Source organism: Streptomyces sp. NPDC048275 (assembly GCF_040652275.1).
GTDB lineage: Bacteria > Actinomycetota > Actinomycetes > Streptomycetales > Streptomycetaceae > Streptomyces.
This window is the reverse complement of sequence record NZ_JBEZLR010000029.1, coordinates 77,034-98,069: the sequence shown is the minus strand read 5'-3', so window position 1 is coordinate 98,069 and position 21,036 is coordinate 77,034. Positions and strand designations below refer to the sequence as shown.

The window sequence follows — 21,036 nt, the reverse complement described above, 5'->3', positions numbered from 1 at the left end:
GAGAGGCGGCCGGTGTCGGTGACGCGGATGGTCTCGTTGCCGAAGCGTTTGCCGGACTCCCCGTCGGCGGCCAGGAACATCCGCTCCGCCTGCCAGCGTTCCCGCCACTCCTGCTCGCTCAGCCCGGCCGGCTGAAGGTGGTGGCGGGTGTTCGCGAGGCGTTTGCCGCCGCGCACCACTCGCACCCGGCCCGCCGCCCAGTCCGCCTCCACCACCGCGAGGCGGTCTTTCAGGGTCTGCAGGCGGCGGGACTTGGCATGCCACTCACCGCGCGTGGCATAGCCACGCACCAGCCCTTCCCGCTTGTCCGCTTTGGCGCCCAGCGGCCGGGCCAGCCGCGCCTCGACCGACGAAATCTGCCCGCGCAGCCAGGCCAGATGCGCCACCTGCCCGCGCCTGGCCAGCGCCCACTGGTCATGCGTGGCCTTGGTGATACTGCCCGCCCAGCGCGCCGACGACCGCCCCGTCAGCCCCCGCTTGCGCACCGCCCACCCCGCCGCATCATGCGCCAGACCTTGCCGGGACCGCTCCGCGAGATCACCAGCAGCCAGCGAACCGAGGAAGTCGCCGACCTCGGCCAGCACCGCCGCATCCGCCGCCGACACCCGTAGCCGGTCCCGGATCGCCACCCCGGCGGGACCAGGCACCACGAACGATGCCGCCAACTCCCGCAGCCCGCCCACCCGTTCCCCCTCCCCACCGGCCGGAGACCCCCGTCACGACAGTCAACGAGCAACCCCTGCAAAGGTCACCCATTCGACCCAAGAACCCCAGTTCCCCTCTCGAAGAACCAAGGACGGAACACACCCCAGGACAGAGAAGCCCCGGCACACAACGGACAACCACATCCAGCCCCGACGCTCACCCACACTCACCAGAAGTCACTCCTGCTCAGTACACCGACAGCAGTTCCCAACCCCGCTCGAGACCACACTTCCTTCGCCGGCCCACTTCGTTCTAGAACTACTCGCTCTGGAACTACTCGTTCTGGAACTCCTCCACGACCGTCGCCCCCAGTTCGCGGACGATCAGGTCGTGGCCCGAGAGGGCGGACTCGTCGAGGTCGGGGTCGTCGTCCTCGGGGATGTCGTCCTCGGGGGCGACCGGGGGCGGTTCGTGGGCGGCGGCGGGGGGCGGGGTGGGTGCCTGAGCCGGTGCGGCCGGAGCCTGGCCCGCGGGCGGGCCCTGCGGCGTGGCGGGACGCGGGGCCGGGGCCGGTGGCTGCTGGGGCGCTGCGGGCCGGGGCGCGGCCGGAGCGCCGCCGTAGCCCCCGCCGAACCCGGGACCCGTGGTCGCCACCGGTGGTGGTGCCGAGCCGCCCGAGGCGTCGACGATCGCCTCGATCTTCCACTGGACGTTGAACTGCTCGGCCAACGCCTGCTTCAGCACTTCCTCGCTGCCGCTGCTCGCGAAGTTGTCCCGCGCGCCCGCGTTGACGAAGCCGATCTGCAGGGTCGTGCCGTCGTAACCCGTCACCTGCGCGTTCTGGCTGAGCAGGATCCAGGTGAAGCGGCGGCGGTTCTTCACCGCCTCCAGGATGTTCGGCCACAGCATGCGGGGATCGAGTCCACCGGCCGCGGGAGCCTGGGCCGGAGCGGAGGCGGGTGCGGGTGCGGCGGCAGGAGTGGGAGCCGTCCGGGGAGCCCCGGGCGCGCTGGACGCGGCGGGCCCGGCCGGAGCCTGCCCACCACCGGCGGGTGCCGCCGTCGGCCAGCCACCGGGACGCCGACCGCTGCCCGCGGCCGTCGCGGTGGGCCAGGTACCGGGTGCGGCTCCTGACGGGGAAGCGGGGGGCGCGGCCGGAGCCTGCGGCTGCTCGACCACCGGAGCGGCGGGCGGGGGTGCGGCAGCAGCCGGCGCCGGGTACGCGGCCGCGGGCGCCACCGGGGCAGGAGCCGACCCCGCGCCCTGCGCCGCAACACCGGTGCCGGCACCGGCACCGGCCGTTCCGTACGCCCCATGCCCCTCAGCTCCAGCGCCCTGCCCGCCAGGTCCCGCCGACCGCACGGCGGCGCGAGCCGCGGCGGCCCCGCTCCCCGGCGGAACTGCCGGAACGCCCGAGGCCGGTGCCCCTCCATGGACTTCAGGACCGGGCACGTACCCCATGGCCGGCCCGGCCCCGCCGCCGGAGAAGTTCACCCCGCGCTCCATGCGGTCCAGGCGGGCCATGATGGAGCGCTCGTCCCCGTATGCGGCGGGCAGCAGCACGCGCGCGCAGATGAGTTCGAGCTGGAGGCGGGGCGAGGTGGCGCCGCGCATCTCCGTCAGCCCCTCGTTGACGAGATCGGCGGCACGGCTCAGCTCGGCGGCGCCGAAGACACCGGCCTGGGCCTGCATGCGCTCCACCACGTCGGACGGGGCATCGATGAGCCCTTTTTCCGCGGCATCGGGCACGGCAGCCAGAATCACCAGGTCCCGCAACCGCTCCAACAGGTCGGCGACGAACCGCCGGGGATCATTTCCGCCCTCGATCACGCGGTCCACGACCTCGAAGGCCGCGGCGCCGTCCCCCGCGGCGAAGGCCTCGACCACGGAATCGAGCAGCGACCCGTCCGTGTAGCCGAGCAGGGAGGTGGCCATGGCGTACGTCACACCGGCGTCGGCCGCGCCCGCCAGGAGCTGGTCCATCACGGACATGGAGTCACGCACGGACCCGGCACCGGCCCGTACGACCAGCGGCAGCACCCCGTCCTCGACGGGAATGCCCTCGTGCCCGCAGACCTCGCCCAAGTACTCCCGCAGCGTCCCCGGAGGCACGAGCCGGAACGGATAGTGATGCGTCCTCGACCTAATTGTCCCGATGACCTTCTCGGGCTCGGTCGTGGCGAAGATGAACTTGAGATGCTCCGGCGGTTCCTCGACCACCTTCAGGAGTGCGTTGAAGCCGGCTGACGTGACCATGTGGGCCTCGTCGATGATGTAGATCTTGTATCGACTGCCGGCGGGCCCGAAGAAAGCCTTCTCGCGCAGGTCACGGGCATCATCCACACCACCATGGGATGCGGCGTCGATCTCGATGACGTCGATGGACCCCGGCCCGTTCCTTGCCAGGTCCCGGCAGGACTGGCACTCGCCGCACGGCGTCGGCGTCGGCCCCTGCGCGCAGTTCAGACACCGGGCCAGGATCCGCGCGCTGGTCGTCTTGCCACACCCACGCGGGCCGCTGAACAGGTACGCGTGATTGACCCGGTTGTTCCGCAGCGCCTGCTGCAACGGGTCGGTGACATGCTCCTGCCCGATGACCTCGGCGAACGACTCCGGGCGATAGCGGCGGTACAGCGCGAGAGACGACACACATACGAGGTTATAGGCGCCCACTGACAACGAGGACCGCTCACTGACGCATCCACCGAGGGGCCGCTCGCCGACGGATCACTGAGGGATCACTCGCCGACGGATCACCGACACATCCCCGCAAACGCAAGCGCCCCCCACGCACCCGCCAGAGCCAACCTACCCTTGCTGCCTTCCGGCCCTGGGGGAGTTCAGTCAGATAGCGCCACGTGAGGGGCTCCGCACAGAGTACCCGATCGCAGCGGGGGGAACGAGTTCGCGAGCACTCCTCAACGTCTTGTATTGTTTGCCGCGGAGGATTCGCCTAGAGGCCTAGGGCGCACGCTTGGAAAGCGTGTTGGGGGCAACCCCTCACGAGTTCGAATCTCGTATCCTCCGCCAGTGCCTCACCGGGCACGATGTCGAAGGGCCCCACCGCTTGCGGTGGGGCCCTTCGACGTTGTCCGTCTCGGTTTCCGTCTCAGTTCGTTTTCGGGAGCTCCCAAAGAGCGTCGCCGACTTACTGCGCCACCTTGCGGAGCATGGTCCCCGTCACGTGCATGTACCGGGCGCGCATCCGGGCCGCTCCCCCAGGCTCCCAACCCATGATCGAGTCGATCACGACGTCAGGGATGCCGAGGATCAGAAGAACGGTCGCGGCAGTGTGGCGAGCGTGTTTATGGAGCGGGCTCGTAGGCCACGATGGTCACGGGGCAGGCTTCCGCGAGTTGTGTGAGTGCTTCGAGTTCGACGGCGTCGATGGTGAGCCCCCAGCGGAGCTTGGTTGCGATCCACTCCGAGGTGTATCGGCACGTGACGTCGATGGCCGGCGGCAGCCACTCGGCTGGGTCCTGGTCGGCTTTGCTGCGGTTCGAAGCCGCGGAGACGGCGACGAGGGAGGTCTGGGCGTCGATGTCGTTGGCGTAGGCCTCACGCCGCTGGGCAGTCCATTGCGATGCCCCGGAGTCCCAGGCCTCCGCGAGCGGCACCATGTGGTCGACGTCCAGGGCGGAGGCCGCGGTGACCCATTTGGCGTCGTAGTACGACCACCATCGCCCTCCTGAGAGCTTGCAGCCGGGGAGGACCTCAGGCGGGTTGACCGCCTCGGAGATGAGCACCTCCGCTCGCGTGTTGCAGCGGTCGGTGGGGTTCTGGCCCGTGTTCCAGTGCTTGAAGCTGCTGCGCTGGTAGCCGTCCCGGACCTCCGCCGCAAGGGGGAGCAGGTGGACCGCAGCCGCCATCGGGAGTCTGTACGTCTCGGTGGACCGGTCATGCGCATGAGCCGGAGTGGGTGCCACGAGGGGCATGACAACGAGTGCGGCCGCCATCCCGGCACGCCTGAGGTTCTTGATCACGCATCGCAGAATTGACTGCGGGTACCTCGTTCGAGGGAGTCGACTCGAACGAATGAGCCGTATGGATGCACGAGTTCACCGGACAGGTGTGCCATGAGACACCCGATGGAGGAATGTCCGTCCCGGAGTGGTCACCGCTCGCTCACCACGGCGTGCACCACAAGCGGTCCCCCCCAGAAGCAGTTGCGGTTCTGGGGTGCACTCCCGTGGTTGCGGTTCTGGCTGCATGCGCCCCCGTCCGGCGCGGTCCGGCCGGACGTCTGGGTGCGGTGTCCTGTTGCTGCCCGGCGGTCGGTCCCGGGTGAGAGGTGAGTAGCCCCCGGGCCCATGGTGCAGCTAGCTACACCCTCGGTTCGGGGGTGTACGTACTCGTCTCGGCGAGCGGGCGACGGCATCGTTGAACCCAGATGATCCCGGCCGAATCCCCGCAGAATCCCGGCCGATTTCCGGCTGATTGCGGGCTCATTCCAGCTGGTCCAGAGGTTCACCGCGCCCCCGTCCGGAAGGAAGCCACCATGAATTCGCTGCTCTCGTCGAGGCCTGGAACGCCGTACGAGACGCAGCGCGTGGTTCCCGGCCCGGCCGCTCCCGGTCCGTTCGCTTCCTTCGCCCGGTTCGTACTGTTCGGCGGCGGTGTCGGGGTCGCCTCCAGCGGCGCCGTGGCACTGCTGGCCGGGCTGATGCCCTGGGCGGTGGCGAACGCGCTGATCACCGTCGCCTCGACGATCCTCTGCACGGAGCTGCACGCGCGGTTCACCTTCAGGAGCGGGCGGCGTGCCGAATGGCGTCAGCACCTGCAGTCCGCGGGGTCGGCCACGGCCGCCTACGCGGTGACCTGCGCCGCGATGTTCGTCCTGCACATAGTGCAGTCGTCGCCCGGGATGCTGACCGAGCAGATCGTCTACCTCGGCGCCGCCGGGCTCGCCGGCATCGGTCGCTTCCTCGTCCTGCGCCTGTTCGTCTTCGCCACCGGCCGACGCCGGAACGCGGAAAACCGGAGCCCGGAGAACACGTCTCCGGTGCGCTCGCCCAGGTGGAATGGCGCGGGCGTGCTGACCGTGGCTCGCTCCGGGGCACTGGCGACGGTCTGAAGCGACGATCCGAAGGATCCACGTCAGGAGAAGAGGCGGGGCCCCAGGAGAGCCCCGCCCCGCGCGTCTGCCGGGTCCGGGTCCGGGTCAGGGTCCGGGTCCGGGTCCGGGTCAGGGTCCGGGTCCGGGTCCGGGTCCGGGTCCGGGGCCGGGTCAGGCGGGCGTCACAGGGACACCGCGACCGCGTTGAACGTCGTCTCCGGCGTCTGCGGGGTGGTGAAGCGGGCGTTGACGAGGTACAGGCGGTCGCCGAAGCGGGCGACGGTGGTGGGGACGTCGAAGCGGGGGTCGGTGATCGTTCGGCGCAGGGTGGCGGTGGTGACCTTGGCGTCGAGGTCGAACACGCTGATCAGGTTCAGGCGGTTCTGTACGACGTACAGCGTGCGGCCTATGCGGTAGAGGCCGTCGCCGTTGACCACGGTGTCCGCGCCGACCAGCGTGATCTTGGTGGCGTACCCGGTCTTGAGGTTCACGTTGTAGAGCTCTCCAGGCGAGCTCTTGACCACGATCAGGGCCTTGCCGTCGGGGGTGCCCACGATGCCGTTGGCGTTGTTGACGTCGGGCGTCTGGACCCAGTCGCCGGTAAGGGGGAGCGCGCGGACCGCTCCGTCGCGGCCGCGCGGTACGCCGTAGAGCACGGCGTCGCGCGAGTCGGTGAACCAGGCGCGGGCGCCGAGCAGGGTGACATCGTTGATGAAGTGGCCGGTCGGAACGGTCAGTTGATACGTCGTCACCTGCTCGCCGGTGCGGGAGTCGACGATCCGGGCGACTCCCGTGTTTCCGGCGATGTACAGCAGGCCGTCGTCGTCCAGCTTCAGGCCGACGGACACCTGGCCGGTGCCTCCCGGGTAGAGGATCTTGCCCTCGCCGGTGCGCAGGTCGGTGCGGTAGACGGCGCCGTTGGCGCGCGAGCCCATGTAGGCGTAGGGCTTTCTGCCGATGGCTATGCCCTCGGGGAGGAACGCGTCGGGGAGCGGGAACTCGGTCGGCCAGGTGGCGGCTCGGGCGGCGGAAGCGACGCTCGCGGCGCTTGCCTGGCCGGCGCCGGTCGCCACCGCGAGTGCGGCGACGGCGGCACCGCCGAGAACGCTGCGCCGGGAGGGCTGGGGGTGGTTTCGGGTCATGGTTCCGGGCCTCCGTGCAGGGTGGGGGTGGAAGTCTTCAGACTCGACAACTCAACTCAACACGACACGACATGGCATGACCCGATGCGATACAAATCGATAGGAAACCGACAGGAGATCGACCGGGTGCGCGTCGATACCACCGGGCGCGCGTCGATACGACTGGACACGACTCAACCCTGGACCGTGCACCCCTAGCATGGCGGGTCAGCCGATCTTCGCGGTCTTCGACACCGTGACCTGGTCGATGTCGGTGGTGCGGACCGTGGCCTTCAGCGTCCAGGTGCCCGGCACCGGAAGGGTGACGCCGTCCGCTCCCCAGTAGCCGCCCAGGTTCCTGAGCTCGGCGTCGATCGGGCCGATGTCCTGCGCGGCCAGGGTGAAGGTGAGGCGGAGTTCGGGGACGGTCGCGATGCCGCCGTCGGGGCCGAAGATCACGGCCTGCACGGTGTTCTCGCCGACCCGGCCCGGCGCCAGTTCGATCTGTACCTTGCCGTGGCCACCCGGCGTCCCCACGTCGAACGGGATGACCGTCATCGCCGCCGGAGGCTGCTCGGACGCCGCGCCGCCCGATGCCGCGGCGGCCTCGGTCTCCGCACGGCCCGGCTGAGTGCCCGTGAGCAGGGTGGTGATCACGAGCACGACGATCCCGACGGTGACCTCCGCCAGGACCGAACGACGCAGCGCCCGCCGGTACACAGCGGTCCGATCGGCGGGATCACCTTCACCGGTGGAATCACCTTCGTCGGCGGGATCACTTTCATCGGTGGAATCAGCAGGGGCAGCGCCGTCGGAGGGCAGGTCGGCCCGTACGTCCTTGGTGGCGGCCCCGGCCATCTCCGGCACCCGTTCCCTCACCGCCACCCGTTCCTCCGCCACCAGCATCAACCGCCCCGTCCAGCGCCGCGAGAAACCCGCCCCCGCCAGCAGCAACAGCACCGCGGCCAGCTTGACGGTGAGGATGCGGCCGTACGACGTCGACGTCAGGGCGTCCCAGGAGCCGAGGCCGCGCCAGGACTGGTAGACGCCGGTGACGACCAGGACGGCGACCGAGGTGAGGGCGAGGCGGGAGAAGCGGTTGACGGTGGCCGCGGGGAGCGGCTCGGCCGACCGGTACAGCGCGGTGAGCAGGGCCGTCAGACCGCCCAGCCAGACCGCCATCGACAGCAGGTGCAGTACGGAGGAGGCCATCGCCACGGGGACCTGGATCCCGGCGGAGGCATGCTCGGCGGCGGCCCAGGTGACCGCGAGGGAGACGGTGAGCAGCCCGCCGAGCGCGAGCACGCCCCGGTTCCGCTCCGCCACATGGACGGGACAGAACGCCGCCGCCCCCAGCAGCACCAGCCGCGCCACCAGCGCCAGTCCCGGCCTGCTGGTCAGGGTGTCGCTCAGGACGGCCGGGTCGAAGGCGTCCGCCGGACCGCTGCCGCGTTCGTACGGGCCGCGCAGGAGCAGCAGCGCGACGGTGGACAAAACAAGGGTCCACCAGCCCATGAGGAGCAGCCGCCGTACCGGGCCGGGGAAACCGCAGACCATGACGAAGACGGACGCCCCGATGAGGAGGGCCAGACCGCCGTACGCGAGATAGCGGACGATGTCGTAGAGCGTGCCGGCGGCGGTGTTCCCGTTGGGGTCGGAGGGCAGGACGACGCTGGTCGCGGACCGCTCGCCGATGGAGAAGGTGAAGGCGCCGGAGACCGGGTGACTGTCCGCCGAGACGACCCGATAGGCCACGGTGAAGGTGCCGGCGCCCAGGCCCTTCGGCAGGCTCACACGGACGGTGTCGGAACGGTCGCCCGCGTGCCCCGGCTCGCCCGTGTGGACGCGCCGGTTGTCCGGGTCGAGCACCCGGATGGAGTCTTCGAGGAGCCCGATGGACTCGGTGAAGGTCAGGGTCACCTGGGTGGGCGCCGACTTCAGCACGCCGCCGTCCTGCGGATCGGTGCCCGTCAGCGCGGCGTGGGCCGACGCGCCGCCCACGCCGCCGAAGAGCACCATGACCAGCACCGTGCCCAGCAGCGCCAAGCCCCGGACGACGTGCCGTCGCTCCCGCTGTCCGCGTCCGCCACGTCCGTTCACACGCCGTCTCCGTATCCGTGCTTCCAGGGTCTTGGATACGTACGGACTAATGAGGGCCCGTACTCACCCGACCGGCAACGCACCCTCCCCGAAAGCCGCTTTGCGGGTCAAAAAGGCCAGTTGGGCGCGCTTCTCGGGCAAGTAGACCTCAGGCAGGTCGATTTCGGGAAGCACGATCTCCGCTTCCGGCACGAAGCCCTGCCGGACCAGCCGGTCGATCGCCTTCGTGTTGCGCGCGTCGGGTTCGACCACGACCCGCTGCCGGTCGAGGCCGATCAGCGCGTAGGTGGTGAAGGCGGTCAGCAGGGCGGACGACCAGCCCGGCCGGCCGCCGCCTGGCCCCGCGGGGCCGATCAGCAGATGGACGCCGATGTCGCCGGGCTCGACGTCGTAGCACTCGCTGACCCGGTCGGCCTCGGGCTCGTACGTCTGGAAGAGCGCCGCCGGTTCGCCGTCCTTGACCGCGAGGAAGGCGTGGTGGGTGTCGAGCGAGTCCAGATGGACGTACGCCTGCAGGACCTGGTCCTTCGTGAGCCCGTTCATGCCCCAGAACCTGGCGCGCTCCTCGGTCACCCAGCCGTGGATCACGTCCAGGTCGGCGTGCGGGTCGACGGGCAGGATGCGGACGGTGCCAAAGCCGTCGAGCCGGTGCTCGTGGACGGCCTCGCGGGTGTGGGCGTACGGCTCAGTGGTCATGGTTCTCTTCTACTTCCTGTGTTTCGTGTGCTTCCTGTACTTCCTGTACTTCCTGCGTGAGCTGCTTCCAGTCGGTGATCACCGGGGCCAGGTCTCCCTTGAGCCACAAGGGGAGTTGGTCGCGGTGGTGGGCCGAGCCGGGGACGCCCGAGGCGCCGAACGGAACCACCCACAGACTGTTCTCGCGGTCGGCCAGGTCCCAGACGTAACGGGCGGCCGGGCCGCGCGCGCTCAGGTCGGTGAGGCCGGGGACCGCCGAGGTGCACAGCACGCAGTCGTGGTCTCCGGAGAGACCCGGTTCGTAGTACGAGGTGGTGGTGAGCGCGCGCCAGGGGGCGAGGCGGTGGGTGTCACCCCAGGTACCGAGCGGCTGCGCGGCCGCCTCCTCGACGGCTTCGCGCACGAGGGCGGCGCGGTCGATGCCGTACAACTCCTCGGCCTTCAGCAGGTTTTCGAGGGCGAAGCCGACGCGAGGGAGGAGGGCGAGCCAGGGGCGGAAGATCTCCGGGTACGCGGGCGGGTCGGCCAGCGCGGCGAAGGCGGGGTGGGCGACGAGCCGTCGTACGACCCCGCCGCGCACCGCGGAGTACGCCGCCGCCCCCGTGCTGTCGGCCGTCATCCGGCGGTCCCAGCGCAGCAGCCGGTCGCGCAGGGCCGTCGCCTCAAGGGTCAGGCCGTCGAGGACGGCGAGGTGGTCCATCAGGGGGGCGGCGGAGGCGAGATGGGTGTCCATGTGGATGTCCGCCATCTCCGGGGCCGACCACGCGGGCTGCCGGTCGAGGAGCTGACGGATGCGCGCGGCACGGTGGACCGGGGCGAACTCGACGCCGAGCGGGGTCGCGGGCCCGCGCTGGTTCGCCATCACGGCGACGCCGTCCGCGAGATCCCCGGCGGTCCCGTACGGCATCTCGTGCCAGCCCTGCCACTCGTGTCCCGGCTCCCAGGCGGCGACGATCCGCGTGCGGTTGTCCTGGCCGCGGACCGGCACCCGGCCCGCGACCCGGTGCAGGACGCCGCCTTCGGTGTCGGCGGCCTGGACGACGTTCACGGGCTCGACCCACTGGTCGAACGCCCGGTCAACGTCGGCGACCCGGCGGGCGCGAAGGAGCGGGAGGAGCGCGCTGAAGCCGAGGTCTTCGGTGACGCGGGGCGGGTAGCGCAGGCTGAGGGGAGCGGTGGCGGCGGCGTCCTCGGCGCCCCCGATGCTCCCGATGCTCCCGATGCTCCCGATGACGATCGGTCCGCGTGCTGTCTCGATCACCTCCACCTCGATCGGCTCGCCGCCCGCCACCGCGATCGTCTCGACATGCCGGGCCACCGGCCGCCACTCCCCGTCCGGGTCCAGGGCTTCCAGGGCTTCCACGGTTTCCAGTCGCTCCACGTCCTGCGGCCCGACCCGCCGCAGCCGCTCCCGGTACAGATCCTGGTAGTCGGCCATCGCGTTGGTGATGGCCCAGGCGACCGTGCCCGTGTGGCCGAAGTGGGCGATGCCCGGGATGCCGGGGACGGCGAGGCCGACGACGTCGAACTCGGGGCAGGAAAGGTGGATCTGCTGGTAGACGCCGGGGTCCTCGATGAAGCGGTGCGGGTCGCCCGCGATGACCGGCTGCCCGGTGACGGTCCTCTCGCCGGTGACGAGCCAGCCGTTGCTGCCGGAGGTGCCGGGCCCGTCGGTGGCGAAGAGCCCGACCGCGTCGGCGCCGAGCCGGCGGACGACCTCCTCGCGCCACAGCTTGGCGGGGAAGCCGGCGAACAGGATGTGCGTGGCGAGCCAGACGCCGAGCGGGGTCCAGGGCTCCCAGCGTCCCGGGGCAAGGCCCGTCTCCGCGAATTCCGGTGCGCGGCGGGCACCTTCGGCCAGCCCCTCGTTGACTCCGTCGACGTACGCGACGACCCAGTCGGCGGTTTCCGGGTCCGTTCTCTCCAGGGCTCTGAAGCAGCGTCTCGCGGTGTCGTCGAGCCGGGCCTGCCGTGCGAACCGGTCCCAGGCGACGGCCTCGGCGCCGAGGAACGCGGCGGAGGTGCCCTGCGAACGGTGCCGTTCGACCTCGAGCTGCCAGGCCCGGTCGGCGGCAGTGGTACGGCCCTGGGTGTGGGCGAGCTCGCGTGCGTCGCCGGCGCGCAGGTGCGGGATCCCCCATGGGTCGCGGTAGATCTCGACGGTCACGTTCCATCCCCAATTTTCTCAGGTTAGGCTAACCTAACTCCCAATGTGCCGAAATCGTACGCGAGGGGTGGAGACGCGATGGGCCAGGGGCACGGCTGGGAGGGCGCGGTACTCAAGCTGCTCCGCGGCAAGGACTTCGCGTTCACGGTGACGGAGGCCGAGGACGTCACCCCGCGCTACCGTCGGCTGCGCCTCACCGACGGCGGCATGCTCGCGGCGACCGGCGTGCACCCGACCATGTGGGTCCGGCTGTGGTTCGACGACGCGGGCAGGCCGCACCAGCGGGCGTACACGCTGGTCGACCCCGATCCGGCGGCCGGCACCTTCAGCCTGGAGTTCGCCCTGCACGACGGCCGCGCGAGCGACTGGGCACGGGCGGCCCGCCCCGGCGACACGATCGAGGCGACGGTCCACGGCAGCGCCTTCACGGAGCCGAGCCCGGCGCCCTCCCACGTCTTCGCCGTAGCCGACACGGCCTCGCTCCCCGCTCTCAACTCCCTCCTGGACTCGGTGGGTACGGCCCCGGCGACGATCTGGTTCGAGACGGACCACGGCACGGGCGGACTCCCCCTCCGCGCCGCCCCCTCCCGTCACGACGTCCGCGAGGTCCCCCGCCGCGACCAGGGCGCCCACCTCGTCTCCGAGATCAAGTCGACCCTCCCCGACCTCCTCAAGGACCAGCCGGCCCCGTACGTCTGGATCGCCTGCGACACCACCACGACCCGCTCCCTGACGTCGTACGTCCGCAAGGAGCTGTCCCTGCCGAGGCAACGGGTGAACGCGATGGGCTACTGGCGCGCCGCCTGAGCGTCCCCGGCCCGGGGAGGCATCCCTCCCCCTCGCGCGGGATCATCGAGGCATGGACGTCACCCTTCACATCGCCCAGGATCCCGACGCCGACGAGTTGCTCGGCCGGAGTCCGCTCGCCGCTCTGATCGGGATGCTGCTGGACCAGCAGGTGCCGATGGAGTGGGCGTTCAAGGGACCGCGCACGATCGCCGAGCGCCTCGGCACGGACGAACCGGACGCGCACGAGATCGCGGTGTACGACCCGGAGAAGTTCGCCGCGCTGCTGTCGGCGAAGCCCGCGGTGCACCGCTATCCGGGGTCGATGGCCAAGCGGATCCAGCAGCTGTGCCAGTACCTCGTGGAGCACTACGACGGAGACGCCGCCGGCGTCTGGGAAGGCGTCGGTACGGGCGCCGAACTCCTCCGGCGGCTCAAGGACCTGCCGGGCTTCGGCGCCCAGAAGGCCCAGATCTTCCTGGCCCTCCTCGGCAAGCAGTTCGGCGTGCGCCCCAAGGGCTGGCGCGAGGCCGCGGGTCCGTACGGCGAGCCGAAGTCCTTCCGCTCGGTCGCCGACATCACCGGCCCTGAGTCCCTCGCGAAGGTCCGGGCCCACAAGCAAGAAATGAAGGCGGCGAAGGCCTCCGGCAAGTAACCGCCCCCCTCCCTACGGGCTGCCACCCCCGGCCCCCCACTTCGGCCTGAACGGCCTCGTCCTCAAACGCCGGACAGGGTCATGCGCAGTGCTCCGATTGGCCTGTGCATCCTGGGCGTGGCTCTGTAACACGGCTTGCTGCCCGATGCGACGCAAGCGGACTCGTGTGACACCTTTCGGTGAGTGCTTCCGCTGAGCTGCAGGAGCGTGGTGGTGGGCCCGGTAGCGTGCGTGTCACTGCGAGGCCGGTGGGAGCAGCAATCACAATTCCGGTCTCCTTGAGAATCCGCCCCGTGCCCAGGAAAGCGACGCGGGGTCCCCGCCCCGCCCGGGTCCACACCGGAGCGGAAAGCGTCCGGCGGGGCGGCTACCCCAGTCACCGAAGCACCGCAGCCGGCGGCGCCACAGGCGGCAGGTACCGCAAGCGATGAGCACCGTGCCCCCGCCAGCGGCACGGACCGCGAGCCACCGGCGGGGGTCCATACCCAGCCATGCACCACGGGCCGCTTCCCGCGATCCAGGAAAACCCAGGATCGCCGAGGAAACCTCAGCTCATCTGCGACGCTAAAAGACTGCCGGTCGGCGCCAAAGACCTTCAAACGCGGCCCAGCACCACCACCCAGCCCGTCCGGCGTCTGAGGACGAGTCCTTCGGGCGAAGACGGGGGCAAGGCCCCCTGGCGGGGTCCAGGGCAGTAGCCCCGTGGCGGGGCGGCAGCCCCAGGCGGGGGTCCGGGGGCGCAGCCCCCAGGGATGGGACGGGTAGGGGCGGCGGGGGCGAGAAAGCCCCCGCACGACGCCCCCGTCCACCACTCGGCCCACCCCGATGGCACCCCACCCCCGCCCGGCCAAAGCATGAATCATGACTGAGGCACCAAGCGGCTCACCCTGGGGCGCGCAGTACGACGGCCGCCGGATCCACGCCGCCCGTGAACCGAGCCCCGCCCCCGAAGGCCCCCTGCAACTCGTCACCGCGTCCCGGATCCGCGGCCGCGACCGCGCCCCGCATGTCCCGCGCGCGCTCTGACCCACGGCGCACGTCACGTCGTACGTCACCCGTCCTGTCGTACGTCACTCGCCATGTCGAACTTCGCTCCCTACGTCAACTTCGCGCCCTGCTCATAGGCCAAGAGGGCGGATCTCCCCGCCGACCCGATGCGCCGCCCTCCCCCGGTGGGGACATGCCTCCCATGAGACCCACTCCGCACCGGCGGCCGTACATGCTGCGCCGGCACGCGTGGATGCGGGTTCTGGCGCTGCTCTTCGTCACGGCGCTCGCGGCGGGCGCGTACGTCGAGGCGCACGCCGTGGACCACGTCGCGGCCTCCTCGGAATCGGGCGGCGGCGCCGAGCACGACGTACTCGACACGGCACTGCGACCGCCCGCCCGGCAGGAAAACCGCCCCCTCGCCCCGCTGCGGCCCGCACTCCACCCCGCCCCCGGGCTTTCCCGGCCCGAGCGTCGACCCCGCTGCGTACCGGCATCGTCCTTCCCCACCCTGCACGCCCTGCGGTCAGTGGTCCTGCGCTGCTGAGAGGCCCGGCCCCCCCTCCGGCCCCCTCCCTCGCAAGCCGACCACCGAACGCAAGGACACAGCCATGCCCAACGACCCGTACGCGGTCCTCCGCGCCCTGCTGCGCGCCGAAGCCGTACGCAACACACCCAAACCGAAGCCGGAGTCGCGGCCCGGGCCCGCCGACCGGCAGCAGAGCACACCCCCCAAGGAGCGCGGCAGCAACTGAGCGGCCAGGCAACAACGAAGGCGACCGCCCCGCTACGGGGCGGTCGCCACGCCTGCCACCTGACTACCCACCACCGACTACCGTCTGCGTCGCGCCGTCCCGAAGAGCGAGCGGGTGATCTCCCGCCCGATCTGCGTACCCACGGACCGGGCCAGCGACTTGAAGATGCCGCTGCCGACCACCTGCTCGACGACCGAGGCTTCCTCCTTCCCCTCCCTCCCCCTCTCCCTCTCCCCGGAACCCTTGGTGTGTCCCTTCGCGGGCGCCTGCGCGGCTTCCTGGGCAGCCTGTGCCCGGGCGGCCTCCCGCGCGATGAGCTTCTCGTACGCGGACTCACGGTCGACCGCCTGCGCGTAGCGCCCGTACAGCGAGGACGCCTTCACTGCCTGGCTCAGGACGGTCGCGTCGACCGGGCCCATCAGGGACTGCGGCGCCCGCAGCCGGGTCGCCGCGACCGGTGTCGGCGCGCCCTTCTCGCTCAGCACGGTGACCACGGCCTCGCCGGTGCCGAGGCCGGTGAGCACCTCCTCCAGGTCGTACGCGGAGTGGGGGAACGTCTTCACCGTGGCCCTGAGCGCCTTCTGATCGTCCGGCGTGAAGGCACGCAGCGCGTGCTGGACCCGGTTGCCGAGCTGGGCCAGGACGTCGCCCGGAACGTCCTTCGGCGTCTGCGTGACGAAGAAGACGCCGACCCCCTTCGAGCGAATCAACCGCACGGTCTGTGTGATCGAGTCCAGGAAGGCCTTCGAGGCGTCGGTGAACAGCAGATGCGCCTCGTCGAAGAAGAAGACGAGCTTCGGCTTGTCGGCGTCGCCGACCTCCGGGAGATCGTGGAAGAGATCCGCGAGCATCCACATCAGGAACGTCGAGAAGAGCTGCGGTTTGTCCTGGACCTCGGGGAGTTCGAGGACGGACACCATGCCGCGCCCGTCCGACGCCGTCCGCAACAGTTCGCTCGTGTCGAACTCCGGCTCACCGAAGAACGGGCTCATGCCCTGCGCCTCGAAGGCGGTGAGGGAACGGAGGATCACCCCCGCCGTGGCGGTCGACAGCCCACCGATCCCCTTCAGCTCCGCCTTGCCCTCGTCCGAGGTCAGGAAGGTGACGACCGCGCGCAGGTCCTTGAGGTCGACCAGCTCCAGGCCCTTCTGATCGGCGTAGTGGAAGATCAGGCCGAGCGACTGCTCCTGGGTCTGGTTGAGCTGGAGCACCTTGGACAGGAGCACCGGACCGAAGCTGGTGATCGTCGCCCGTACGGGGATTCCGTGGCCCATGCCGCCGAGCGCGAGGAACTCGGCCGGGCAGCCGGTCGGCGTCCACTCCTGCTGGACCTCCTGGGCGCGCGCCCGCACCCTGTCGTTCGACACGCCCGGCGCCGAGATCCCCGAAACATCACCCTTGATGTCGGCGAGGAACACCGGCACGCCCTGGGCCGACAGTTGCTCGGCGATCAGCTGGAGCGTCTTGGTCTTGCCGGTGCCGGTCGCGCCGGCGACCAGGCCGTGCCGGTTGAGCATGGGCAGTGGGATGCGGATCTGGGCGTCCGACAGACACTGACCGTCCCAGAGCAGGGCACCCAGGTCGAGAGCGGGCCCGGAGAAGGCGTACCCGGAGGCGATCTTCAGGGCCTTCTCGGGAAGCGCGGCGCCACCACTCATGGCCTCGGATCCGGCGCCGCCGGCACCACTCACACCTTCGGGTGCGACCGTCTGCGGTCCCTCGCTGTCACTCATGTCAGGCCCCTGTTCCCTGTTCGGGTGCGCCCAGCCGGTGCCGCGCAAGCCCGGCGAGTTACCGTTATGCCCGCGTTTGCAACGTCTTTTCCAGCGTCGCACTCCGCCGCCATGGCTGCGCCCGGAAGGTCTGGGCCGGTAGGCTTTCCGTGTGATCTTCAAGCGCATCGGAAACGGCCGGCCGTACCCCGACCACGGCCGGGAAAGCACCCGGCAGTGGGCGGACGTCGCGCCGCGCCCGGTCCGCCTCGATCAGCTCGTGACGACGAAGGGCCAACTGGATCTGGAGACCCTCCTCGCCGAGGACTCCACGTTCTACGGCGACCTCTTCGCGCACGTCGTGAAGTGGCAGGGCGACCTGTACCTCGAGGACGGCCTGCACCGCGCCGTCCGAGCCGCACTGCAGCAGCGGCAGGTCCTTCACGCGCGCGTGCTCGAACTCGACTGACCTTCGAGGGCGTACGGGTTGACCCTTTTGGGTTGGACTGGGCGCGGGGCAATGATCATTTAGTAGGCATCGCCGCCGCAGCGCATTACGCTGCGCTCATGAGCATGCTCACTCCCCCTGGCATGGGCGGCCAGTACCGGATCACGGGGGACAAGTACCCACGGATGCGCCGACCCCGGGGGCGCCGCAGGCTCGTGTTCCTGGTCGTCGCCTCCCTCACCGCGCTCGGGCTGATCAGCTGGGGAACCCTGCAGCTCATCGACGTCTTCACGGGCGGCGGTGACAAGGCCACGGCGGTCGGCGCCAAGACGGACTGCGCATCCAAGGTCAGCGCTTCGTCCACGGCGTCCGCCGCACCCGCCGGGCCCCAGGACCTGCCCAGGCCCGGCCAGATCACCGTCAACGTCCTGAACGCCACGCCCCGCAGCGGGCTCGCCAAGGAGACCGCGGACGAGCTGAAGAAGCGCGGGTTCCGCATCGGCGACGTGGGCAACGCGACGGAGGCGTACGACAAGAAGGTCGAGGGCTCCGGAATACTGCTCGGCGCCGAGTCGGCCGTCCAGGCGGCGCTCCCCGTTCTGAGCACCCAGCTCTCGGACGCCACGGTGAAGACCGACGGGCGCGCGCAGGCCGACCAGGTCGACCTCATCATCGGCGACGACTTCAAGGCTCTGACGAAAAAGGAGGACGCCGACAAGGCGCTGGCCGTCCTGGCCCAGCCCCAGCCGACGCCCTCCACCACACAGAAGAGCTGCTGAGCTTCGTACGTACGCCACTCACGCTCTCGTAGGCACGCCACTCACCTGCTGAGCGGCGTGCCTACTCGGCTGCCCCGTACATCCGGTCCCCCGCGTCGCCCAGGCCCGGCACGATGTAGCCGTGCTCGTTCAGGCGCTCGTCGACCGACGCCGTGACGACGGTGACCGGCGTGCCCGCGAGGTCGCGCTCCATGACCTCGACGCCCTCCGGGGCGGCGAGGAGCACCACGGCGGTGACGTCGTCCGCGCCGCGCTTGATCAGCTCCTGGATCGCCGCGACGAGCGTGCCGCCGGTGGCCAGCATCGGGTCGAGGACGTACACCTGGCGCCCGGAGAGGTCGTCCGGCATGCGGGTCGCGTACGTGGACGCCTGGAGCGTCTCCTCGTCGCGCACCATGCCCAGGAAGCCCACCTCGGCGGTCGGCAGCAGCCGCACCATGCCGTCGAGCATGCCGAGGCCCGCCCGCAGGATCGGCACGACCAGGGGGCGCGGGTGGGACAGCTTGACGCCCGTGGTGGAGGCGACCGGGGTCACGATGTCGACCTGCTCGGTGCGTACGTCCCGGGTGGCCTCGTACGCGAGCAGGGTGACCAGCTCGTCGGCGAGCCGCCGGAAGGTCGCGGAGTCGGTGCGCCGGTCGCGCAGGGTGGTGAGCTTATGGGCGACCAGGGGGTGGTCGACGACGTGGAGACGCATGCCGATAACAGTAACCGCGCCCCCGCGTCCCTCGCTCTGGCGTCAAACCGCCCGTCCGAGGGAAAGTGGGAGTGACGGACCCGGACCTGGGGTGGTGTGCCTATGCCGGACCGGGAAGAGCGGCCCCCGGAGCAGCTGGAACGCCGGAAACGGCAGGAATCGCCGGAAGAACGGCAGGAATCGCCGGGATCACCGGGATCACCGGGATTGCCAGGATCGCCGGAACGGCAGGAACCGGACACCGAGCGCAGGCGGCGACGCGCCCAGTTTCTCCGCGAGCGGGCCGAGGCGCGTGAGCTGCGCGACCGCGTCCAGCCCCGGCGCGCCAAGGCCGCCCGCCTCCGTCACGCCATGCGCATGCGCACCTTCCGTTGGTAACTCCGTCGGCGTCACGCCCACGCCGTGCGGGCGGGGACATGCACGTGTGACGCCGAGTGCCGCGTACGATCCGCTGTTAGCGATCAAAAGTGACAGACACAGCAGGCCGAAGACATCCCCTGAACGCTCTGTTTCTGCCACGATTCCGAGTGGGTGGGGCTCGGAGCAGCACTCCCCGCCCATCAACCTCCGCCGGGGGGACCCCCAACCGGCACGCCTATGACCAGTGGGAGAGTCACGGTGTACTTCGCCGCACTGCTCGCGCGCACCGAAGACGGGTGGGAAGCGAGCGACACAGAGCTCGACGATGTGGAAACCCTGTCGGATCTCACCGACCTGGCCCGTGAAGCCTCGGAGGAGGACACGGTGCTCGTACTCATCGAGCAGGAGGACGCGTGGTTCGGCGTCGTCCGCCTGGACGGTGAGGAAGACCCTCGTATCTACGTCTCGGACGCCGCCGCCGCTGCCCGCAGTTCGTACGGCGAGATCCTGCTCACGGACGAACTACTAGGACGGGAGCCCGGCGACGACGACGCCGACCTGGACTCCCTCGACCTGGACGGCACGGAAGACGGTGAGCCCGACAACGCAACCGACGCCGACGACGACGAGGACGAGGAGGCACCCGGCGAGGCCGTGTCACACAGCCCCGTCGGAGACCGCGAGATCCTCGCCGACCTCGGTGTGAGCGAGAAGGAACTCCTCGCCCTGGACGAAGGCGACGCGCTCAGCACGATCGCCGACGCCCTCGGAGCGGCGGAGGTCCTGGAGACCGTCCGCTAGCTTTCCGGGCTGGGCGGTTTTCCCGGTACGCGGTTCCCCCGGTCGGGCGGTTTCCGGCTACGCGGTTCCACGGGCCGGGCGGTTTCCGGCTACGCGGTTCCACGGGTCGGGCAGTTTCCGGGTACGTGATGTCCCGGGTGAACGGCCCTCCGGGGTGCGCGGCTTCCGGGATGGACGTTTCCGGGCTCCGCGGCGTCCCGGGCGGGCGGTTTTCCGGGGTGCGCGGCTTCCCGGGGCCGGCCGTTTCCTGGGGTGCGCAGTTTCCCGGCTCGGGCGGTTTCCCGGGTTAGGTTTCCCGGGTGAGCATCACAAAAGAGACGTTTCCATCAGATCCGGTACGCGAACGCTGGCGGGCCGCGATGCGCCTCGCCCTGGACGAGGCCGACCGGGCCGTCCAGGGCGGTGATGTCCCCGTCGGCGCCGTCGTGCTGTCCACGGACGGTACGACGGTGCTCGCGGCCGGGCACAACGAACGCGAGGCCACCGGCGATCCGACCGCCCACGCCGAGGTGCTCGCGATCCGTGGTGCCGCCCAGCGGCTCGGCGAGTGGCGGCTGTCCGGCTGCACGCTCGTCGTCACGCTGGAGCCCTGCACGATGTGCGCGGGCGCGCTGGTGCAGTCCCGGGTCGACCGGGTCGTCTACGGCGCCCGCGACGAGAAGGCGGGCGCGGTCGGCTCCCTCTGGGACCTCGTACGCGACCGTCGGCTCAACCACCGGCCCGAGGTGATCGGCGGCGTACTCGAGGACGAGTGCGCGAGCCGCCTCACCGACTTCTTCCGCGACCGCTGAGCGCAAGCACCCCACGAGCGCCAGGAGCACGGGAAACAGATTTCAGACCACAGCCCACCTTGGGGTAGGGTCTCCCTCGGTAGCGTGTCCGAGCGGCCGAAGGAGCTCGCCTCGAAAGCGAGTGTGGCGCAAGTCACCGAGGGTTCAAATCCCTCCGCTACCGCAGGTAGATGAAGGGGTGGTCCTGATGGGGACCGCCCCTTCATCGTTCTCCGTCTCAGTTTCCGTCTCAGTTGGGCCTTCACGAGGGCCCCGGCGAGCCCGTCATCATCGTCGTCCGTGCCATGCTCCGTCCGGCTTCCAGATGAGTCCGCCGACCTGTCGGGCGATGTTGGTGCGGACCGTGTCGACCATGTGCTGGTACCGCGCGGCCATGGCCGTGGACGACCAGCCCATGAGCCCCATCACGGCACGCTCGGACACTCCCAGGATCAGCAGCACCGTGGTTGTCTCGGGTGCCGGCGAGGCAGCAGGCATGTA

The 21,036-nt window shown here is 70.5% G+C and carries 19 protein-coding genes, 2 tRNA genes, 1 other RNA gene and 3 pseudogenes; 12 read left to right on the top strand and 13 right to left on the bottom strand.

What is annotated here, in order from left to right; translation table 11 throughout:
* From AB0D57_RS19485 to ffs, 3 genes and pseudogenes are all read right to left on the bottom strand, one after another.
* Positions 1 to 683 (bottom strand): annotated as a pseudogene (locus AB0D57_RS19485) (IS200/IS605 family accessory protein TnpB-related protein); the annotation flags it as partial.
* Between the two features lie 295 nt (positions 684 to 978).
* Positions 979 to 3,294, bottom strand: a complete 2,316-nt coding sequence (locus AB0D57_RS19480) for a DNA polymerase III subunit gamma and tau (protein WP_362073844.1) — start codon at positions 3,292 to 3,294, stop codon at positions 979 to 981.
* Positions 3,295 to 3,417: 123 nt separating this feature from the next.
* Positions 3,418 to 3,516, bottom strand: an RNA gene (ffs, locus tag AB0D57_RS19475) — signal recognition particle sRNA small type.
* Positions 3,517 to 3,587: 71 nt separating this feature from the next.
* Between ffs and AB0D57_RS19470 the strand changes: the two genes are divergently transcribed.
* Positions 3,588 to 3,675 (top strand) — tRNA-Ser (locus AB0D57_RS19470).
* Positions 3,676 to 3,793: 118 nt separating this feature from the next.
* On the opposite strand, the pseudogene AB0D57_RS19465 reads toward AB0D57_RS19470, so the two are convergent.
* Positions 3,794 to 3,946 (bottom strand): annotated as a pseudogene (locus tag AB0D57_RS19465) (site-specific integrase); the annotation flags it as partial.
* A 4-nt stretch (positions 3,947 to 3,950) separates the two neighbouring features.
* Positions 3,951 to 4,628: an HNH endonuclease family protein gene (locus AB0D57_RS19460; protein ID WP_362073841.1), complete on the bottom strand. Its 678-nt coding sequence runs from the start codon at positions 4,626 to 4,628 to the stop codon at positions 3,951 to 3,953.
* A gap of 515 nt (positions 4,629 to 5,143) precedes the next feature.
* Here AB0D57_RS19460 and AB0D57_RS19455 point away from each other — a divergent pair.
* Entirely contained in the window at positions 5,144 to 5,719 is a 576-nt protein-coding gene (locus AB0D57_RS19455) for a GtrA family protein (RefSeq protein ID WP_362073838.1), read from the top strand.
* 164 nt (positions 5,720 to 5,883) lie between these two features.
* Here the strand turns inward: AB0D57_RS19455 and AB0D57_RS19450 are convergent, their stop codons facing one another.
* The 4 genes from AB0D57_RS19450 to AB0D57_RS19435 all read right to left on the bottom strand — a co-directional run bounded on the left by AB0D57_RS19450 (position 5,884) and on the right by AB0D57_RS19435 (position 11,785).
* The gene (locus AB0D57_RS19450) at positions 5,884 to 6,843 is read right to left on the bottom strand and encodes a superoxide dismutase (protein ID WP_362073835.1); all 960 of its coding nucleotides are present in this window, start codon (positions 6,841 to 6,843) and stop codon (positions 5,884 to 5,886) included.
* A 207-nt stretch (positions 6,844 to 7,050) separates the two neighbouring features.
* Positions 7,051 to 8,841 carry a copper resistance protein CopC gene (locus AB0D57_RS19445; RefSeq protein ID WP_362073875.1) on the bottom strand — a complete coding sequence of 597 codons (1,791 nt, stop codon included), beginning with the start codon at positions 8,839 to 8,841 and terminating at the stop codon, positions 7,051 to 7,053.
* Positions 8,842 to 8,985: 144 nt separating this feature from the next.
* On the bottom strand, positions 8,986 to 9,618 hold the full coding sequence (locus AB0D57_RS19440) for a GNAT family N-acetyltransferase (RefSeq protein ID WP_362073832.1): 633 nt from the start codon (positions 9,616 to 9,618) through the stop codon (positions 8,986 to 8,988).
* A complete protein-coding gene (locus tag AB0D57_RS19435) occupies positions 9,608 to 11,785 on the bottom strand; it encodes a penicillin acylase family protein (protein ID WP_362073829.1) in 2,178 nt (725 codons plus the stop codon). The genes AB0D57_RS19440 and AB0D57_RS19435 overlap by 11 nt, the downstream gene beginning before the upstream one ends.
* A gap of 78 nt (positions 11,786 to 11,863) precedes the next feature.
* Between AB0D57_RS19435 and AB0D57_RS19430 the strand changes: the two genes are divergently transcribed.
* The 5 genes from AB0D57_RS19430 (at position 11,864) to AB0D57_RS19410 (ending at position 14,968) form a co-directional block, all read left to right on the top strand.
* Positions 11,864 to 12,592 (top strand): siderophore-interacting protein, encoded by a 729-nt coding sequence (locus AB0D57_RS19430; protein WP_362073826.1) that lies wholly within the window; start codon positions 11,864 to 11,866, stop codon positions 12,590 to 12,592.
* A 52-nt stretch (positions 12,593 to 12,644) separates the two neighbouring features.
* On the top strand, positions 12,645 to 13,226 hold the full coding sequence (locus AB0D57_RS19425; protein ID WP_362073823.1) for an HhH-GPD-type base excision DNA repair protein: 582 nt from the start codon (positions 12,645 to 12,647) through the stop codon (positions 13,224 to 13,226).
* 861 nt (positions 13,227 to 14,087) lie between these two features.
* Entirely contained in the window at positions 14,088 to 14,252 is a 165-nt protein-coding gene (locus tag AB0D57_RS19420; protein WP_362073820.1) for a hypothetical protein, read from the top strand.
* 163 nt (positions 14,253 to 14,415) lie between these two features.
* Positions 14,416 to 14,760, top strand: a complete 345-nt coding sequence (locus tag AB0D57_RS19415; protein WP_362073817.1) for a hypothetical protein — start codon at positions 14,416 to 14,418, stop codon at positions 14,758 to 14,760.
* Positions 14,761 to 14,824: 64 nt separating this feature from the next.
* Entirely contained in the window at positions 14,825 to 14,968 is a 144-nt protein-coding gene (locus tag AB0D57_RS19410) for a hypothetical protein (protein ID WP_362073814.1), read from the top strand.
* Between the two features lie 77 nt (positions 14,969 to 15,045).
* On the opposite strand, the gene AB0D57_RS19405 is transcribed toward AB0D57_RS19410, so the two are convergent.
* A complete protein-coding gene (locus AB0D57_RS19405) occupies positions 15,046 to 16,626 on the bottom strand; it encodes a helicase HerA-like domain-containing protein (RefSeq protein WP_362073872.1) in 1,581 nt (526 codons plus the stop codon).
* Between the two features lie 226 nt (positions 16,627 to 16,852).
* Between AB0D57_RS19405 and AB0D57_RS19400 the strand changes: the two genes are divergently transcribed.
* Positions 16,853 to 17,149 (top strand): type II toxin-antitoxin system VapB family antitoxin, encoded by a 297-nt coding sequence (locus AB0D57_RS19400; protein ID WP_003999914.1) that lies wholly within the window; start codon positions 16,853 to 16,855, stop codon positions 17,147 to 17,149.
* A 98-nt stretch (positions 17,150 to 17,247) separates the two neighbouring features.
* The gene (locus AB0D57_RS19395; RefSeq protein ID WP_362073809.1) at positions 17,248 to 17,907 is read left to right on the top strand and encodes a LytR C-terminal domain-containing protein; all 660 of its coding nucleotides are present in this window, start codon (positions 17,248 to 17,250) and stop codon (positions 17,905 to 17,907) included.
* A 61-nt stretch (positions 17,908 to 17,968) separates the two neighbouring features.
* On the opposite strand, the gene upp is transcribed toward AB0D57_RS19395, so the two are convergent.
* Positions 17,969 to 18,604, bottom strand: coding sequence for a uracil phosphoribosyltransferase (upp, locus tag AB0D57_RS19390; RefSeq protein WP_362073806.1), 636 nt, complete (start codon positions 18,602 to 18,604; stop codon positions 17,969 to 17,971).
* Between the two features lie 198 nt (positions 18,605 to 18,802).
* Positions 18,803 to 19,123, bottom strand: coding sequence for a hypothetical protein (locus AB0D57_RS19385; RefSeq protein WP_362073878.1), 321 nt, complete (start codon positions 19,121 to 19,123; stop codon positions 18,803 to 18,805).
* Between the two features lie 99 nt (positions 19,124 to 19,222).
* On the opposite strand from AB0D57_RS19385, the gene AB0D57_RS19380 reads away from it, so the two are divergent.
* The 3 genes from AB0D57_RS19380 (at position 19,223) to AB0D57_RS19370 (ending at position 20,719) form a co-directional block, all read left to right on the top strand.
* The gene (locus AB0D57_RS19380) at positions 19,223 to 19,765 is read left to right on the top strand and encodes a hypothetical protein (RefSeq protein ID WP_362073869.1); all 543 of its coding nucleotides are present in this window, start codon (positions 19,223 to 19,225) and stop codon (positions 19,763 to 19,765) included.
* A 359-nt stretch (positions 19,766 to 20,124) separates the two neighbouring features.
* Complete coding sequence (tadA, locus tag AB0D57_RS19375; RefSeq protein ID WP_362073866.1) at positions 20,125 to 20,556, top strand: tRNA adenosine(34) deaminase TadA; 432 nt, start codon at positions 20,125 to 20,127, stop codon at positions 20,554 to 20,556.
* Between the two features lie 78 nt (positions 20,557 to 20,634).
* A tRNA-Ser gene (locus tag AB0D57_RS19370) sits at positions 20,635 to 20,719 on the top strand.
* Between the two features lie 79 nt (positions 20,720 to 20,798).
* Here AB0D57_RS19370 and AB0D57_RS19365 read toward each other — a convergent pair.
* Positions 20,799 to 21,000 (bottom strand): annotated as a pseudogene (locus tag AB0D57_RS19365) (site-specific integrase); the annotation flags it as partial.
* Between the last annotated feature and the right edge of the window lie 36 nt (positions 21,001 to 21,036).